The 15,926-nt window shown below is 71.8% G+C and carries 15 protein-coding genes; 6 read left to right on the top strand and 9 right to left on the bottom strand.

Annotation, left to right across the window (positions count from 1 at the left end; genetic code table 11):
- The first annotated feature begins 5 nt into the window (after positions 1–5).
- A complete protein-coding gene (locus AB0K08_RS04675) occupies positions 6–1,127 on the top strand; it encodes a homoserine O-acetyltransferase (protein ID WP_363352168.1) in 1,122 nt (373 codons plus the stop codon).
- A 7-nt stretch (positions 1,128–1,134) separates the two neighbouring features.
- On the opposite strand, the gene AB0K08_RS04670 is transcribed toward AB0K08_RS04675, so the two are convergent.
- The 5 genes from AB0K08_RS04670 to AB0K08_RS04650 all read right to left on the bottom strand — a co-directional run bounded on the left by AB0K08_RS04670 (position 1,135) and on the right by AB0K08_RS04650 (position 6,057).
- A complete protein-coding gene (locus AB0K08_RS04670; RefSeq protein WP_363352166.1) occupies positions 1,135–2,274 on the bottom strand; it encodes a class I SAM-dependent methyltransferase in 1,140 nt (379 codons plus the stop codon).
- A complete protein-coding gene (locus AB0K08_RS04665) occupies positions 2,192–2,560 on the bottom strand; it encodes a hypothetical protein (protein WP_363352164.1) in 369 nt (122 codons plus the stop codon). The genes AB0K08_RS04670 and AB0K08_RS04665 overlap by 83 nt, the downstream gene beginning before the upstream one ends.
- 46 nt (positions 2,561–2,606) lie before the next feature.
- A complete protein-coding gene (locus tag AB0K08_RS04660) occupies positions 2,607–4,265 on the bottom strand; it encodes a response regulator transcription factor (RefSeq protein ID WP_363352162.1) in 1,659 nt (552 codons plus the stop codon).
- Positions 4,262–5,083 (bottom strand): alpha/beta hydrolase, encoded by an 822-nt coding sequence (locus tag AB0K08_RS04655; protein WP_363352160.1) that lies wholly within the window; start codon positions 5,081–5,083, stop codon positions 4,262–4,264. Before AB0K08_RS04655 ends, AB0K08_RS04660 begins: the two co-directional genes overlap by 4 nt.
- Positions 5,084–5,199: 116 nt before the next feature.
- Positions 5,200–6,057, bottom strand: a complete 858-nt coding sequence (locus AB0K08_RS04650; protein WP_363352158.1) for an SGNH/GDSL hydrolase family protein — start codon at positions 6,055–6,057, stop codon at positions 5,200–5,202.
- A 61-nt stretch (positions 6,058–6,118) separates the two neighbouring features.
- Here AB0K08_RS04650 and AB0K08_RS04645 point away from each other — a divergent pair, with 61 nt between their 5' ends.
- A complete protein-coding gene (locus tag AB0K08_RS04645; protein WP_363352156.1) occupies positions 6,119–6,862 on the top strand; it encodes an alpha/beta hydrolase-fold protein in 744 nt (247 codons plus the stop codon).
- A gap of 2 nt (positions 6,863–6,864) precedes the next feature.
- On the opposite strand, the gene AB0K08_RS04640 is transcribed toward AB0K08_RS04645, so the two are convergent.
- Positions 6,865–7,152, bottom strand: coding sequence for an RNA-binding S4 domain-containing protein (locus AB0K08_RS04640; RefSeq protein WP_363352154.1), 288 nt, complete (start codon positions 7,150–7,152; stop codon positions 6,865–6,867).
- 183 nt (positions 7,153–7,335) lie between these two features.
- On the opposite strand from AB0K08_RS04640, the gene AB0K08_RS04635 reads away from it, so the two are divergent.
- From AB0K08_RS04635 to AB0K08_RS04625, 3 genes are read left to right on the top strand one after another with little or no spacing between them, the layout of a single operon-like run.
- Entirely contained in the window at positions 7,336–8,727 is a 1,392-nt protein-coding gene (locus AB0K08_RS04635; RefSeq protein ID WP_363352152.1) for a glycine--tRNA ligase, read from the top strand.
- A gap of 22 nt (positions 8,728–8,749) precedes the next feature.
- Positions 8,750–9,805, top strand: a complete 1,056-nt coding sequence (locus tag AB0K08_RS04630; protein WP_363352150.1) for a GNAT family N-acetyltransferase — start codon at positions 8,750–8,752, stop codon at positions 9,803–9,805.
- Positions 9,805–11,157, top strand: a complete 1,353-nt coding sequence (locus AB0K08_RS04625; RefSeq protein WP_363352148.1) for a YibE/F family protein — start codon at positions 9,805–9,807, stop codon at positions 11,155–11,157. The genes AB0K08_RS04630 and AB0K08_RS04625 overlap by 1 nt, the downstream gene beginning before the upstream one ends.
- 28 nt (positions 11,158–11,185) lie before the next feature.
- Here the strand turns inward: AB0K08_RS04625 and AB0K08_RS04620 are convergent, their stop codons facing one another.
- The 3 genes from AB0K08_RS04620 to AB0K08_RS04610 form a co-directional block, all read right to left on the bottom strand.
- On the bottom strand, positions 11,186–12,127 hold the full coding sequence (locus AB0K08_RS04620; protein WP_363352146.1) for a hypothetical protein: 942 nt from the start codon (positions 12,125–12,127) through the stop codon (positions 11,186–11,188).
- Between the two features lie 136 nt (positions 12,128–12,263).
- The gene (locus AB0K08_RS04615) at positions 12,264–13,448 is read right to left on the bottom strand and encodes a hypothetical protein (RefSeq protein WP_363352144.1); all 1,185 of its coding nucleotides are present in this window, start codon (positions 13,446–13,448) and stop codon (positions 12,264–12,266) included.
- A gap of 30 nt (positions 13,449–13,478) precedes the next feature.
- The gene (locus tag AB0K08_RS04610; protein WP_363352142.1) at positions 13,479–14,498 is read right to left on the bottom strand and encodes an LLM class flavin-dependent oxidoreductase; all 1,020 of its coding nucleotides are present in this window, start codon (positions 14,496–14,498) and stop codon (positions 13,479–13,481) included.
- A gap of 142 nt (positions 14,499–14,640) precedes the next feature.
- Here AB0K08_RS04610 and dusB point away from each other — a divergent pair, with 142 nt between their 5' ends.
- Complete coding sequence (dusB, locus tag AB0K08_RS04605) at positions 14,641–15,858, top strand: tRNA dihydrouridine synthase DusB (protein WP_363352140.1); 1,218 nt, start codon at positions 14,641–14,643, stop codon at positions 15,856–15,858.
- Positions 15,859–15,926: the final 68 nt, after the last annotated feature.

Raw genomic sequence — 15,926 nt, 5'->3', positions numbered from 1 at the left:
ACCGGATGACCGCCATCACCGCCCAGCACGCGGCCACGGCCCTGCCCGAAGGCGGCCTGCACACCCAGCGCATCGGGGCCCTGGACTTCGAGACCGGCGGCCACCTGCCGGAGGTGGAGCTGGCCTACGAGACGTGGGGCACGCTCAACGCCGGGGCCTCGAACGCCGTGCTGGTACTGCACGCCCTGACGGGTTCCACGCACGTGGCCTCCTCCACGGCCCTCCCGGAGGAGGGCTGGTGGGAGGGGGTCGTCGGGCCCGGCTGCGCCATCGACACCGACCGGTGGTTCGTGGTGGCCCCGAACATCGTGGGCGGCTGCTACGGGACCACCGGCCCGTCGTCGCTGGACCCGGACGGGACCCCCTGGGGCTCGCGGTTCCCGTTCACCACCATCCGGGACTCGGTGCACGCCGAGGCCCGGCTGGCCGACGCCCTGGGCATCCGCCGCTGGCAGGCCGTGGTCGGCGGGTCCATGGGCGGGGCCCGCGCCCTGGAGTGGGCCGCCACCTATCCGGACCGCGTCGCCGGGATGGCGGTCATCGCCTGCGGCGCGCACTCGACCGCCGAGCAGATCGCCTTCGCCCAGGCCCAGATCCAGGCGATCACGCTGGACGCGAACTTCCGCGGCGGGGACTACTACCCGGGCCCGACGCCGGACGGCGGCCTGGGCATCGCCCGCAAGATCGCGCACATCACCTACCGGTCCCAGCCGGACATGGACGGCCGCTTCGGCCGCGGCGCCCAGGCCGAGGAAGACCCCTTCGGGCAGTCGCAGCGGCGGCAGGGGCGCTACCAGGTGGAGTCCTACCTGGACTACCAGGCGGCCAAGCTGGTCAAGCGCTTCGACGCGAACAGCTACCTCGTGCTGACCGAGGCCCTGATGAGCCACGACGTCTCCCGGGGCCGCGGCCCCGAGGCCGAGGTGCTGGCCGGGATCACCGCCGCGCCGTTCATCGCCGCCGTGGAGTCCGACCGGCTGTACTTCCCGGACCAGTCCCGGCAGCTGGCGCGCCAGCTGCCGGGCGAGGTGCGCGTGTCCATGATCGACTCGCCGATCGGCCACGACGGCTTCCTGACGGACCTGGACCAGGTGGCCGCGGACATGACGCGGGCCCTCGGGCTGTAGCGCCGGGTCAGTCCCGCAGCGCCACGTAGTAGGTGTTGAACGGGTCGGTCTCGATGCCTCGGGCCTCGACGCTGCCGAAGCCCGCCTCGAGGACCATCCGCTGCGCCACCTGCCGGCCCCACACGGTGCCCAGTCCGTCCCCGCCGAGCCCGAGCGAGACGCTCATGCAGTGGAACATCGACATCGCGTACAGGTAGCTGGCCCACGGCAGGTCGATGTTGTCCTCCACCCGGCTCTCCGCCCTGATGTCGACCATCAGGAACACCCCGCCGGGCCGCAGGGCGCGGTGGATGTTGGCCAGGACCCGGGCCGGGTGGGCCTGGTCGTGGATCGCGTCGAAGGCCGTGACGGCGTCGAATCCGCCTTCGAGGTCCAACTCGGCCACGTCGAGGACCTCGAACCGGGCGTTGGCCAGTCCCCAGGCCGTGGCCTCCTGACGTGCCGTGGCGATGGCCGCCGCGGAGAAGTCGTAGCCGGTGAACCGGCTCCGCGGGTAGGCGGCGGCCATGAGGTTGACCGCGTGGCCCGAACCGCAGCCGACATCGGCCACCTCGATCCCCGCGCCCAGCCGTTCCGGCAGCCCCGTGACCAGCGGCAGGATCCCGTCGATCAGGGAGGCGTCGTTCACGGCCGCGCTCTCCTGGACCATGGTCCGGTGGAAGTTCGGGTAGTCCGCGTAGGACAGGCCGCCACCGGTGTGGAAGCGCTCCACGATCTGCTGTTCCACGTCTCCCATCATGCCGATGTACTGCATGAGGTGGGCCATGTTGTCCGGCCCCGCGGCCGGGGTGAGGACGGCGGCGTGCTCGGGTGGCAGCACGTGGGTGCCGTCGGCCGGGTCGTACCGGACGAAGCCGGCCGTGACCATCCCGCCCAGCCACTCCCGGACGTAGCGCTCCTGGAGGCCGCCGGCCTCTGCGAGCCGATGGCTGGTGGCCCCCGGGTGGGCCGCCAGCAACTCGAAGAGTCCGGTCTGGTGCCCCACGCTGGTGAGCAGGGCGATGGCGGCCTGGTTCATGATCCCGACGCAGCGGCCAGCGAATTCCGTGGCCGCGGCGGTGACCTCAGGTGCTGGCGCCCCCGGGGTATCCGGCCGGCTGGAGCTCCTCCGGTCGGTGGTCGGTTCGGTGTGCGGCTGGGTGGTCATGGTCTTGTCCTTCGGGGGGTGTGGGCTTGCGGTGGCGCAGGTACATGGCCAACATGAAGCCGGTGGTGATCAGGTAGAAGCTGTGCAGGGCCCAGATGGGTCCGGCGGGCAGGCTGAAGATGTACACGGAGTGCACGAGGTTGCCGACGTTGGCCAGGAGGAGGTTCCCCGGACTGTACGAGCTCAGGTCCCGCGTCCGCACGGCCTTGGTCAGCATGGGCATGACACTGGCGGCGAAGACGATGCTGGAGATGCTGCCGGCAACGACCGGTGGGCTGAGATCCATCGCCTTCTCCTTCGTTGGGGTGCCGGTGTTCCTGACACCACCAACGCTAGGGACGCGGGCCCGGCGTCACATCGGCAGCAGGACCCATTGTGGCGCGGGCGGTATGGGTCATTCGGTGTAGGTCGTGTTCGTGGGCCCACGCCGCGGCGGCGGTCCGGGAGGAGACGCCGATCTTGGTGAAGAGGTTGGCCAGATGCCTGCTGACGGTCTTCTGGCTGATGAACAGCGCCTGCGCGGCCTCCTTGTTGCTGGCGCCGGAGGCGATGAGGCAGAGCACGTCGGCCTCGCGGGTGGTGAGGCCACCGGGCAGGGGGCCGCCGTCCAACCGGCCGGCGTCGGGGCCCGCGCCGAGGGTGCGGAACACGGCCAACGCCTGCGCCCTGGCGGCGGCCGCTGCCTCCGTCTCTCCCAGGCCCAGGTGGGCGCCGCAGAGCAGTTCGCGGATCAGGGCGCCCTCATACCGGGCGTGCAGGGCCCCGTAGCCGGCGGCCGCCGCGTGCAGCACGGGCAGCGCCTCGGCGAAGCGGCCCTGCGCCACCAGGACCATCCCCCGCGCGTGGGCGGCCCAGGCCCGGAATCCCGTGGTCCTGAAGGCCGCGGCCGTGGCCTCGAGCTCGGCGCACAGTCGTTCGGCCTCGTCCTGGCGGCCGAGGTCCAGGGCGAGGGCGACGCCGGCCCTCAAGAGTCCCGCGCCGGCCGGCCGGCCCCGCTCGGCGAGGGCGGCGCAGAGGCCGGCCCAGGCCTGCTCGGAGTGTCCCGCGGCGTGCCGGAGCAACGACTCCCCGGGTTGCGGATCGGTGCCGAGGCGCCGGGCCTGGTCGTAGGCGTCCTGGGCGCCGGCCGCGTCGCCGCGGAGCCGGCGGATCTCACCGAGCTGGTGGTAGGCCTCGCCGGCCACCCAGTTGTTGCGGTCGATCAGTTCCGATCCGCTGCGCTCGATCGCCTCCTCGGCCTGGTCCCAGTGGCCTTCCACGCACAGCAGCTGGAGGCGGTGCACCCGGCAGATGCCGGAGTACACCACCTCGCCCTGGAACTGCCGGCACCACTGCTCGGTGGCGTCCGTCCAGGCGCGCATGCGCGGCAGGTCGGCCAGTGTGTGGCAGATGTGCATGACGGTGCAGTAGATGTCCCCGGCCCATTCCGGCGGCAGCTGGCTGGCCAGCACGGGGAGCATGGCCTCATCGAGCTGGGCGAAGCCGAGGGAGGGGTCCCCCTGCCAGGTCTCCGTCAGTCCGGAGAGCACCAGGCTGAACGAGGTCAACCCCGAGGTCTGGAGTCGTCGGCCCAGTTCCTCCAGCCGGAGGGCGGCCTGGCGGGTGGGTTCCATGTCGTTGAAATCCAGGGCGATGGACGCGTCGAGGTACAGCAGGTACCCGTCCTCGGGGCACTCCGGCAGGGCCGCGAGGATGCGGCGGGCGCGGCTGGCCCATCCGGAGGCGATCACCAGTTCTCCCCGGACGAACCACAACAGGCCCAGGTTCAGCGCCTTCATGGCGGCCTGCGGCAGGTCACCGCCGTCGTGGTACCGGTGGTAGACCTCCTCCGAGACCGCCAGCGACTCCGAGACCTCTCCCACCCACCACTGGGTGCTGCCCAGCAGGTCCAGGTCCGCGGTGGAGAGGTGGCCCAACTCCCGTGCGCGGGCGAGGTCCCGGTGGGCGCTGCCCCATTCGCCGCGGGCGTAGGCCTCCCGTGCCGTGCTCAACAGGGTCTCCTTCTGCACCATAAGCCCTCCAGGAAGTCCACCAGCAGGGACAGGATCTCGTCCGACCGTTCGAGGCTGGGCAGGTGGCCGGCCCAGGGCAGGTCCACCCGTCTCGCGCCGGGCAGGCGGGCCGCGAGATCTGCACCGATGCGGCGGAAGGTGGTCAGGTCGTGCCGACCCGTCACCACCAGGGTGCGTGCCCGCACGTGCGAGAGCTCGGACTGCGTCGGCAGGGGGTCGAACTGCTCCGGGGCGGCCAGTTGGAGGTCATAGGAACGCCGCTGCATGCGGCGCACCAGGTCGCGGGCCCCCGCATCCGCCTCCGGACCCAGCCACGTTCGGACGTTGAGTTCCACGGCCGACTCGATCGCACCGGATTCGATCAGGGCCGTCTCCCGGTCGTCGAAGGCGTCCAGTTCTTCGGTGGAGGGGTGGAACGGGGACCCGGCGCACAACAGGACCAGCGCATCGACGCGGGTGGGCCAGCCGGCCGCGAGTTCCAGTGCGACCCGTCCACCGTAGGAGGCCCCCACCACGTCGGTGCGCCCCACGCCGAGCGTGTCGAGCAGGTCCACCACGTCCTGGGCGTCCTGACCGGGTCCGGTCGGCACGGGGGACTGCCCGTAGCCGCGGAAGTCGCACCGCACCACGCGGTACCCCGAGTCCAGGAGGCCACTCCACTGCGGGTCCCACATGCGCCGGTCGCCGGCAGACGAGTGCAGCAGCAGGAGCGGCCTGCCGGAGCCGGCCACGTCGTGGGCCAGGGACGGCTGCCCACCGGGCGCCGGCAGGGACCGGACCTCTGCAATCGGGGACATGACCATGACCTCTTGGCGTCCACACCGCGTGTGAACACCCCAGCTCGAAGCGAGCCCCTCCGTGGAGGAATTATCCCACCGCGTCCGGCATCGCGGCAGGGCCCGCCGCCGGTCCTCTACTCGCCGGGGTCGGTGCCCTGCGGCATCGGATGGCCGAACAGGGGCTCGGCCGCCGGGCGCTTCGGGGCCAGGCCGTCGCCGGAGGACTGCCGCCGCAAGCGGCGCAGCACCCAGGGCATGAGGTGCTCGCGGGCCCAGTGGACGTCCTCGGTCCGGGCCTGACGCCACGTCTGGTGCACCGCGGGCTTGGGCTCGAGCGGGACCAGGTCATGGGGCACGTTCAGGGTCTCCAGCACCATCGCGCTGATGGTGTGGTGGCCGGTGGGGGAGAAGTGCAGCCGGTCCTCGGCCCACATCTGCCGGCGGGTCAGCTCCCGCAGGGCCCACAGGTCCGCCACCACGGCATCGTGCCGCAGCGCCACCGTGTGCACGTTCTCGTTGTAGATGGCCACCTTGCCGCGGATCCGGCCCATCACCGGGGTGTCCCGGATGTCCGGTCCCGTGAAGAGCACCACGGTGGCACCGCCGGCGGCCAGCCGGCCCACCAGTCCGTCCAGCCTGAGGGCGATCGCGTCCGGGTCCCCGCCCGGCCGGATCACGTCATTGCCGCCGGCGCACAGGGTGATCAGGTCCGGCCTCAGCTCGAGCGCGGGCTCGGCCTGCTCCGCGGCGATCTGGTCGATCAGCCGGCCCCGGATGGCCAGGTTGGCGTAGGAGAAGTCCTCGTGGTCCGGGACGCGGTGGGCGAGTTCCTCGGCCACCCGGTCCGCCCAGCCGCGGTGGTAGCCGGGACGGTGCGGATCCGGGTCGCCGATGCCCTCCGTGAAGGAGTCGCCGAGGGCCACGTAGCGGCGCCAGGGGTGGACCGGGTGCAGGGGAGTAGCGGAGCGCGGAGCGGACGGGGGGACGGACATACGCCGATCCTAGATCCAGCGTTACCCGCGAGTCACTTCAAACCTCACCTACGCTGGGATCATGCCCGCATCGCAGACACCCACCCCGTCCCACGCCGCACCCACCGAGCCGTTCGTCCGCTGGTCCCGTCCCGAGGCCGAGCGCGCGGACACGCACCTGCTGGTGGTCCTGCACGGCTACGGGGCGGACGAGAACGACCTGTTCGGCATCGTGCCGGAGCTGCCGGAGAAGTTCACCATCGCCTCCGTCCGGGCGCCGTTGGCCATGGACCACGGCGGGTACACGTGGTTCCCGCTGACCAACTCCCTGCAGTCCTCACCGCTGGCCGTGCGCGCCGCCGTGGAGGACCTGCAGGCGTGGGTCGCCACGCAGCGCCCGTACTTCGCCAGCACCTCCCTGCTGGGCTTCTCCATGGGCATGGCGATGGCCACCTCGCTGCTGCGCCGGGAGCCGGAGGCCTACGCCTGCGTGGTCGGGCTCTCCGGGTTCGCCGTCGACCCGGCCATGACACCGGGTTCGCAGAGCGCGGGCCAGGGCGCCGACGTCGTTCCCTCGGAGGTGTCCGGGACCGGCCCGTTGGCCGGCTTCTTCGACGACGAGGCGGTCAAGGCCGCCCAGCCGAAGGTCTTCTGGGGCCGGGACCAGGCCGACCCGGTCATCACGCAGGACAAGGTGGAGTACACGCACGCCTGGATGAACGAGCACGTGGACATGACCAAGGTGCTCTACGCCGGGATCGGCCACGGGATCGGCCCGCAGGAGCTGCGGCACGTGGGGGAGTTCCTCGACTACACCGTGAGGTAGCCTCAGCGCCCGGCCGGGACCACCCTCACGGCCTCACCGGAGAACTCGATCACGTCGCCGTGCCGCAGCTGCCGGCCGCGGCGGGTCTCCGGGTCGCCGTTGACCTGCACCAGCCCGGCCTCGATCACCACGCGGGCGTCCGCCCCGTCCTCCACCAGGCTGGCCAGCTTGAGGGCCTGGCCCAGGCGGATCACCTCGTCTCGGATCTCCAGCGGTGCCGGGTGGGCGGCCGGGGCCTCGGGTGCTTGACGGTGGTTTCCGTGGTTCTCAGGGGCAGGGTGTGCGGACATGCCTCCATTGTGGCCTGAAGTACCGTGCCGGTGCACCAGTCGCGGTGCGGTCCGCACCTCGCACGGTGGCCGGTGCACCTAGACTGACCGGGTAACCCCATGCCGCCACCCCTAAAGGGTGCCGGCCCCAGTGCGCCGACCGCCGCCAGCGGCCGAAGTATCAGACACGGATGTGATGCCCCCATGGCCCCCAAGACCACCCTCGACCAGGTCATCTCCCTCGCGAAGCGCCGCGGCTTCGTCTTCCAGGCCGGAGAGATCTACGGCGGGTCCCGCTCCGCCTGGGACTACGGTCCGCTGGGCGTGGAGCTCAAGGACAACATCAAGACGCAGTGGTGGAACACCTTCGTGCGCGGCCGCGAGGACATGGTCGGCCTGGACTCCTCCATCATCCTGCCCACGCCCGTGTGGAACGCCTCCGGTCACGTGGCCACCTTCACCGACCCGCTCGTCGAGTGCACCTCCTGCCACAAGCGCCACCGCCAGGACCACCTGATCGAGGGCTTCGAGAAGAAGAAGGGCCGCAAGCCCGAGGGCGGCTCGGACGGCATGGACGAGATCGTCTGCCCGGACTGCGGCACCCGCGGGTCCTGGACCGAGCCGCAGAACTTCTCCGGCCTGATGAAGACCTTCCTGGGTCCTGTGGACAACGAGGAGGGACTGCACTACCTGCGCCCCGAGACGGCCCAGGGCATCTTCGTGAACTTCCTCAACGTGGTCAACGCCTCCCGCCGCAAGCCGCCCTTCGGCATCGGGCAGATCGGCAAGGCCTTCCGCAACGAGATCACCCCGGGCAACTTCATCTTCCGCACCCGCGAGTTCGAGCAGATGGAGATCGAGTACTTCACCCATCCCGAGGCGGCGAAGGAGCACTTCGACACCTGGGTCGAGGCCTGCTGGGACTGGTTCATCGACCTCGGGATCGCCCCGGAGAACATGCGGCGCTTCGACGTCCCGGATGAGGAGCGCGCCCACTACTCCGAGGCCACGATCGACCTGGAGTACAAGTTCGGCTTCGCCGGCTCCGAGTGGGGCGAGCTGATGGGCATCGCCAACCGCACGGACTTCGACCTGAACTCCCACACGTCAGGCTCGGGCACAAAGATGCAGTACTTCGACCAGACCTCGGGGGAGCGGTACACCCCGTACGTGATCGAGCCGTCCTTCGGCCTGACCCGCGCCATGATGGCCTTCCTGGTGGACTCCTACCGTGAGGAGGAGGCCCCGAACACCAAGGGCGGCACGGACGTGCGCACCGTGCTCGGCCTGGACCCTCGGCTGGCCCCGGTCAAGGCCGCCGTGCTGCCGCTGTCCCGCAAGGAGGAGCTGGTGCCCACGGCCAAGCGCCTGGCCGATGAGCTGCGCGGGGTCTGGAACATCGACTATGACGACGCCGGTGCCATCGGCCGCCGCTACCGCCGCCAGGATGAGATCGGCACCCCGTTCTGCATCACGGTGGACTTCGACTCCCTCGAGGACCAGGCCGTCACCATCCGTGAGCGTGACTCCATGGCGCAGGAGCGGGTGGCGCTGGATAAGGTGCGCGGCTGGCTCTTCGAGCGGCTCTCGAAGTGATCCGAAGCACGGGGAGGACACCATGACGGTTCCCGACGCCGGCCCGCAGCTTCCAGCGGGCGTCACCTCCCGGCCGTGGGCCGAGGGGGACGACCTGCGCCTGCTGGAGCTCTGGGGCGATCCCACGGACGCCCAGCAGCACCAGGACCGGGCCATGCTCCGGCCTTCGAGCACCGGGCAGGGCCGCGAGGGACAGCCCTGGGCCCGCTGCCTCGTGGCCGAGGACGAGGGCATCCCCGTGGCGGCGGCGGTGGTCTACGCCTCCTCGGTGCACCCGCGGCGGCTCTGGTTCTATGCGGAGACCGCCCGTGAGCAGCGCGGACGGGGGATCGCCACGGCCCTGACCGGAGCCCTGCGCGCGGAGGTGGCCGAGGCCCGGTCCGCGGGCACCGTGGTGACCGGCGAGCTGAAGACGCGCTTCGCCGTCGTCCCCGCGGGCCTTCCGGAAACCGTGGAGAGAGCCGAGACGGCGGCGGACGCCGACTCCCACCCGGCCGGGAGCCCGGCCGACCACCCGGCTGCGGCCTTCCTGGCGGGGCAGGGCTTCGCGCCGCTGCAGCGCTCCCGGCGCATCGCCGTCGGGCCCGGGTCCATCACCGCCCCGGAGCTGGACGGGACCGGGCTGGCCGTGGAGGACCTGGCGACCGGTTCGGTGGAGCTGACCCGGGCCGTGGCCGCGTTCTACCAGGCCACCCACGGCTGGGACCCGGCCGAGATGACGGTGGGGCGGGCGCAGCAGCTGTTGCTCGGCCCGGCCACCGGGGCCTCCGGCGCGGTGGTCCTGCGGCCGGCGCCGAAGGAGCAGGGCGGGTCCATCGACGCCTTCGCCATCTCCTACACGCCGGAGCGCTCGGAGGATCCCACGGACGTGCTGCTGGGGTGGAACCCGGAGCTCGCCCCCGCGGACGCCCAGGCGGCGGCCGTCTCCCTGCTGGCCCTGCTGACCGCCCAGTACCCGGTGCAGCTCGAGGTGGACGACGCCATGGACGTGCTCGCCCCCGTCCTGGACCGGCTGCTCACCAGCGGGCACGCCCGCGTCTTGCTGGACACGCGGATCTGGGCCACCGACGCCACCTGATGCCGCAGCCGATTCCTGAGGACCACCACGGGCACGATGGCCATGGCCATGGCCATGGCCATGGGCTGCCCGCCGGGCCGGGCGCCGATGAGGCACTGACCGGCTCCGGCGGCGGCAGCCGCCGCCGGGTGGTGGTGGCCCTGACCGCGATCCTGGTGCCCCTGGCCGTGGTGCTCATCGCCGGCATGATCGCGCTCTGGCCCTCCGGGGCCCATCGGGAGATATCGCTGGCCGATCCCTACGGCACGAGCCAGGGGATCTCGATGGTGACCGGGACGGTCACCGAGGTCCAGCCGCGGGACTGCGGACCCGAGGCGGCCACCCTGGAGACCCCCGGCGGCGGGATGGTCGGGGACCCCTCCGCCGCCCACGTGCAGTGCGTGGACGCCGTGGTGGACCCCGACGGCGGCGGGACGGACCGTGCGCTGGTGCCGATCCCGAGTTCCGTCAGCGCCTCGATGGACGTGGCGGTCGGAGACCGGATCAAGGCCCTGGACCTGTCCGGCCTGCCGGGCGGGGACACCGAGGGTGCCGCGGATTTCGTGTTCGTCGACTTCGAGCGCACCGTCCCGGTGGTGCTGCTGGCCCTGCTCTACGCGCTGGTGGTGGTGGCCGTGGCCCGCTGGCGGGGCCTGCGGGCCATGGTGGGCCTGGGGCTGGCCTTCGCCGTGATGTTCGTGTTCATGTTCCCGGCGCTGCTGGAGGGCGGACCGCCGCTCTGGGTCGGCCTGGTGGGCTGCGGGCTGATCATGCTCGTGGTGCTCTACTTCGCCCACGGCTTCTCGCTGCGCACCACCACGGCGCTGCTGGGGACGTTGATCGGCTTGGCCCTGACCGCCGTGCTGGCCCTGTGGGGCACGGACGCCGCGTACCTGACCGGGCTGGGGGACGAGTACTCCTACATCCTGGCCACCGTGGCCCCCGAGGTGCGGCTGTCCGGGATCGTGCTGTGCGGGCTGCTGGTGGCCGGGCTGGGTGTGCTCAACGACGTCACCATCACGCAGGCCTCCGCCGTCTGGGAGCTGCGGGCGGCGAACCCGCGCGCGTCCAGGCGGGAACTGTTCGCCTCCGGGATGCGGATCGGGCGGGACCACATCGCCTCCACCGTCTACACGATCGCCTTCGCCTACGCCGGTGCCGCCCTGCCGGTGCTGATGGTGGTCTCCCTGTACGACCGCAGCCTGTGGGACACGCTGATGTCCGGGGAGCTCGTGGAGGAGATCGTGCGGATCCTGGTGGGCTCGATCGGCCTGGTGCTGGCCATCCCCGTCACCACGGGCATCGCCGTGGCGGTGGCGACCGCGGTGCAGGCGGGCGCACCCGCCCCGGATTCCCGTCCCGCCCTCCGCTGAGCCCGATGCCCGGCGTCACCGCAGAAGGTCACTGCACCGAGGGCTGGTAGGAGCCGACCATCTCCCGCAGGACGGCGTGCAGTTCCGACTCGGCGGCCTCCTGGGCGGCGCCGGCGGACTCCAGCGGGATCGTCCCGTAGACCACGGTGCGCGAGGAGCCGTCATGGACTCCCAGGTCCCACACGTCAAGGGACTCGGGATCGGTGCCGGCCGGTGCCGAGACCAGGTCCACCATCAGCTGGGTCCCGGACTCGGCCTCGACCACGAGCGAGCGCAGGTAGGCAGCCTCGTCACCGGCGCCGACGTAGTCCGCACGTTCCTCGATCTCGACGACCTCGACCACCTCGGCCCCCTCGGGTGCGCCGCCGGACACCTCGGCACGGAACCCGCCGACCGGTTGTCCCGCGGAGTCGGCGATGCTCAGCCCGGTCACCTGTCCCGCGCCGGCGTCAGCGGTCACCTCGAAGGTCGCCGGGATGGCCATCCCTCCCATCATCTCCGTCGGGCAGTACGTCCAGCCCTCCGTGAGCGCCTGACCGGACCGGAGGGACCAGGGGGTGACCTGCAGTTCGCCGTTCTCGTCCGTCCCGGTGCCCTCGGTCTCCGGAATCTCCTCGCCCGGGGCCAAGGCCTCGAGGCAGGCCACCTGGTAGACCTCGTCCACCGGGCGGGGTTCACCGGTGTACCCGGTGGTCTCCAAGGGCGTGGCCGGCAGATCCGCTGCGGTCATCGAGCCGTCGTCGGCCGGCCCCGGATCCGCCGTCTCCGAGGTGGAGGCGGACGGGGTGCCGGCAGTGCTGTCGGTCGGCACCGCGGTGGCGGAGGCAGAGTGTGAGGCGGTGGGTGAGGTGGTGTCCTCGCCGCCGGCGGCGCCGCAGCCGGCGAGCGTCACCGCCAGTGCCAGCCCGGCCACGGAGAGGGCCCCTCGTCGGGCGCGGGGCGCCTGAGTGGTCATAGAGCGCTTGGACATGTGCTTCCCCCGATTCGATGGTCCTGACGGTGCCACGGGACTGACTCCTGGCCCAGTCAGGTGTCGTTTCACGCCGGACGGAGGTGACGATTCGGTACCGACTTGGTGATCCGGGCCTGGCCGCCGTCGGGGTACCTCACCGTCGGTAGGTGTTGGGCCAGCCGGTCCGCAGCCGGCGGACCAGGCCGTCGGGCTGACGCTGCAGGCGTCCGGTGATCAGGCCCTCGTGCAGGCCTTCGGCCAGCAACTGGTGGATCCGGGGTTTGGACGCGGGCAGCTGCACCCCGTTCGGGGCCACCTCGCCCAGGGTCCGCTGCACGCCCTCCGGCAGGGACTTCAGCCCCCGCGCGATGCCCTCGTTGAGCGTCTGGGTCAGCCCGGCGGCGAAGCCGGGCGTCAACGCCAGGTGGTCCTGGGCCAGCCGGAGCAGCTCCTCGTCCGGCATCCCGCGGTCCTCCGGCAGCAGGAACCACAGGGCATTGGCGACCTCCACCGGGGGGATGTCCTGGGCGTGCAGGTCCGCGCCACGGCCGAAGGTGCGGTAGACGCCCCAGTACTCGACCACCGTGGCGGAGGGCCACAGGAACCCGTGCCGGTCGGCGGTGTACCGGCGGGTCTGGATGACGCGGTCCAGGGCCTTCTGGGCGCGGTAGGCGTTGGACGCGCCGCCACTGCGCTCCCGCAGGGCCTTCAGGGCGGTCTCCCGGCGCAGGGGGTAGGCGGAGTCGAGGAACTCCTTGACGGAACGCTCGGCCGCCTTGGAATCCTTGTCCACCGATCCCAGCCGGGGGAGCACCGCCGCCTGGCCCCACCGCGGGTCCAGCAGGAACTGCGGGTGGGGGACCTGCAGGGAACCGGGCGAACTCCAGCCGGTGGAACGCACGGCGCGGTCGGCATCCCGGTAGGCGTCCTCGAGCCGCTCCACCAGCAGCTCCAGCTCCTGCAGGTCCGTCTCGGTGGGATTCAGGCCCGACGCCGGATCCCGGCTCCCGCCGGTGATCTCCCGTCCGGCGCGTCCCGGCGCGGGGGCCACGGAGCGCTCCAGTTCGGCACGGTCCCGCTGGGCACGCTTGAGGGTTCCGGAGAAGCCGCGGACCACGGGGCTGGAGTGGTCCAGCCAGCCGGGGGCGGCGAGGGCGTCGCCGGGGCTGCGCTCGTAGCGGTCCGCGTCCAGGGTCACCTGGTTGAACCGGCCCTCGAGGGCACGCCAGCGCTCCTGCCGGCCGTGGAGCTGGTGGCGCTGGATCGCGGCCACGGACGCCCAGCCACCCACGCCGAGGACCATGGCGCAGACGATGAGCATGATGAGCCAGAACTCCATGGGATCAGGCTACCGGCCGGGGGGTTCGGATCACTTCCAGCCCAGGGCCCGGGCCAGCGCCACCCACTGGGTGAACAGGTGGGCGTTGTACTCCACCCCGAGCTGGTTGGGGTTGGCCAGCAGCAGGTAGTCGGCGGCCTGGACCGCCTCGTCGGCGCGCAGCAGCTCCACCACCTCGTCCATGGTGCCGGAGTACGTGGGCCCGCTGCGGGCCCTGCCGCCCTCGAGCTGGCCGGAGGAGTCCGAGCGTTCCCGGCGTCCGCCGAAGTAGCGGTCGTCCTCGGCGGAGACGATCGGGAACACCGAGCGGGTCACGGCACTCATCCCGCCGGTGGTGTGTCCGGAAGCCGCGTAGGCCTGCTGGTACTGGGCGATCTGATCGGCCTGCTGGACGTGGAAGGGACGGCCGTCGTCCTGCAGTAACAGGGTGGAGGAGAGCAGGTTGTAGCCCTGCTCGCCGGCCCGGACGCCGGAGACGGTGTTTCCCGAACCCCACCAGATGCGGTTGACCAGGCCCGGGGACTGGGGCTGGATGGAGAGCCTCTGCTGACCGGGCTGCGCCCAGCCGGAGTCCGGATCGGCCTCGGCCACCTCCGCGCCGGAGATCGCCTCCCGGAACCGCTCACCACGGGCCTGGGCCAGCTCGGACCAGGACTGTCCGGGCTCCAGGTCATAGCCGAACTGGTGCTGGCCGTCCCGGGCGGCCTCGGGGGATCCCCGGGAGACGCCCAACTGGAGCCGGCCACCGGAGATGAGGTCCGCCGTCGCCGCCTCCTCGGCCATGTACAGGGGGTTCTCGTACCGCAGGTCGATCACTCCGGTGCCCAGCTCAATGCTCTTCGTGGCCGCGCCCATGGCCGCCAGCAGCGGGAAGGGCGCGGAGAGCATGTTCTGGAAGTGGTGGGACCGGACCCACGCCCCGTCCATGCCGGCCTCCTCGGCGGCCACGGCCATCTCGATGGTCTGGCGCAGCGTGGCGCCGGCGTCGGGGGTGCGGGAGCCGGGCACGGAGCTCCAGTGCCCGAAGTTCAGGAATCCGATCTTCTTCATGGTTCGAACAACACCACAGCCACCTGCGTTCTTCCAGTGTTGCCCGCGTTCTTCCAGTGTTGCGCTGTGGTGTCCGCCGCATGCTCCACGGTGATCCACCTCCGGCCCGCGGGAATCCGCGGATTCTGGGATAATGGGTTCAATGACTGCCGTGACTGACGCCTCGCCCCGCAGCGAGGGCACCGAATCCACGGCCCAGACCCCAGAGCGACTGAACCTGCCCGCCCTGACGCTGGGCCCGCTGACCATCGACACCCCCGTGGTGCTGGCCCCCATGGCCGGCATCACCAACAACGCCTTCCGCCGGCTGTGCCGCGAATACGGCGGCGGGCTGTACGTCTCCGAGATGGTGACCGCCCGCGCGCTCGTGGAGCGCCGGGCCGAGTCCCTGCGCATCATCCACCACGATGCGGACGAGACCCCGCGCTCCGTGCAGCTCTACTCCGTGGACCCCGTCCACACCGGCCAGGCCGTGCGGATGCTCGTGCAGGAGGACCGGGCGGACCATATCGACCTGAACTTCGGCTGCCCCGTCCCCAAGGTCACCAAGCGCGGCGGCGGCTCGGCCCTGCCGTGGAAGTCCGAGCTCTTCGCCTCCATCGTCGGCGCCGCCGTCCGGGAGGCCTCGAAGAAGGACATCCCGGTCACCATCAAGATGCGCCGCGGCATCGACGAGGACCACCTGACCTACCTCGACGCCGGCCGCGCGGCCCGGTCGCTCGGCGTGGCCGCCGTGGCCCTGCACGGGCGCACCATGGAGCAGCACTACTCCGGCAAGGCCGACTGGGACGCCATCGCCCGGCTGCGGGAGGCCCTGCCGGACATCCCCGTGCTCGGCAACGGGGACATCTGGTCCGCCGAGGACGCCATCGCGATGGTCCGGCACACCGGGGTGGACGGCGTGGTGATCGGCCGCGGCTGCCAGGGTAGGCCCTGGCTGTTCGGGGACCTGCAGAACGCCTTCGAGGGCTCGGCGCAGCGCTTCCGGCCCGGGCTGGCCACGGTGGCGGACACGTTCTACCGCCACGCCGAGCTCCTCGTGGACACCTTCGGCGGGGACGAGGGCAAGGCCCTGCGGGACGTCCGCAAGCACGTGGCCTGGTACTTCAAGGGCTACCAGGTCGGTGGCGGGCTGCGCGCCCGCCTCGCCCAGGTCCCGGACCTGGCCACCCTGCGCGGACTGCTGGATGAGCTGGACCCGGACGCCCCGTACCCCGGGGCCGACGCCGAGGGGCCGCGCGGCCGCGCCGGCTCGCCCAAGCGTCCCCACCTGCCGCAGGGCTGGCTGGACTCCCGTGAGCTCGACGCGGAGCAGAAGGCGATGATCGCCTCGGCCGAGCTGGACGTCTCCGGTGGGTGATCAGGCGACCGGGCCGGCGTCGTCCCCGGGGGTTCCGAGGGTCCGCCACCACCAGGCGGTGCTCTTCG

The sequence above is a fragment of the Citricoccus sp. NPDC055426 genome (assembly GCF_040677445.1).
In the GTDB taxonomy this organism is placed as follows: Bacteria; Actinomycetota; Actinomycetes; order Actinomycetales; family Micrococcaceae; genus Citricoccus.
This window is presented reverse-complemented; position numbering and strand designations above follow the sequence as displayed.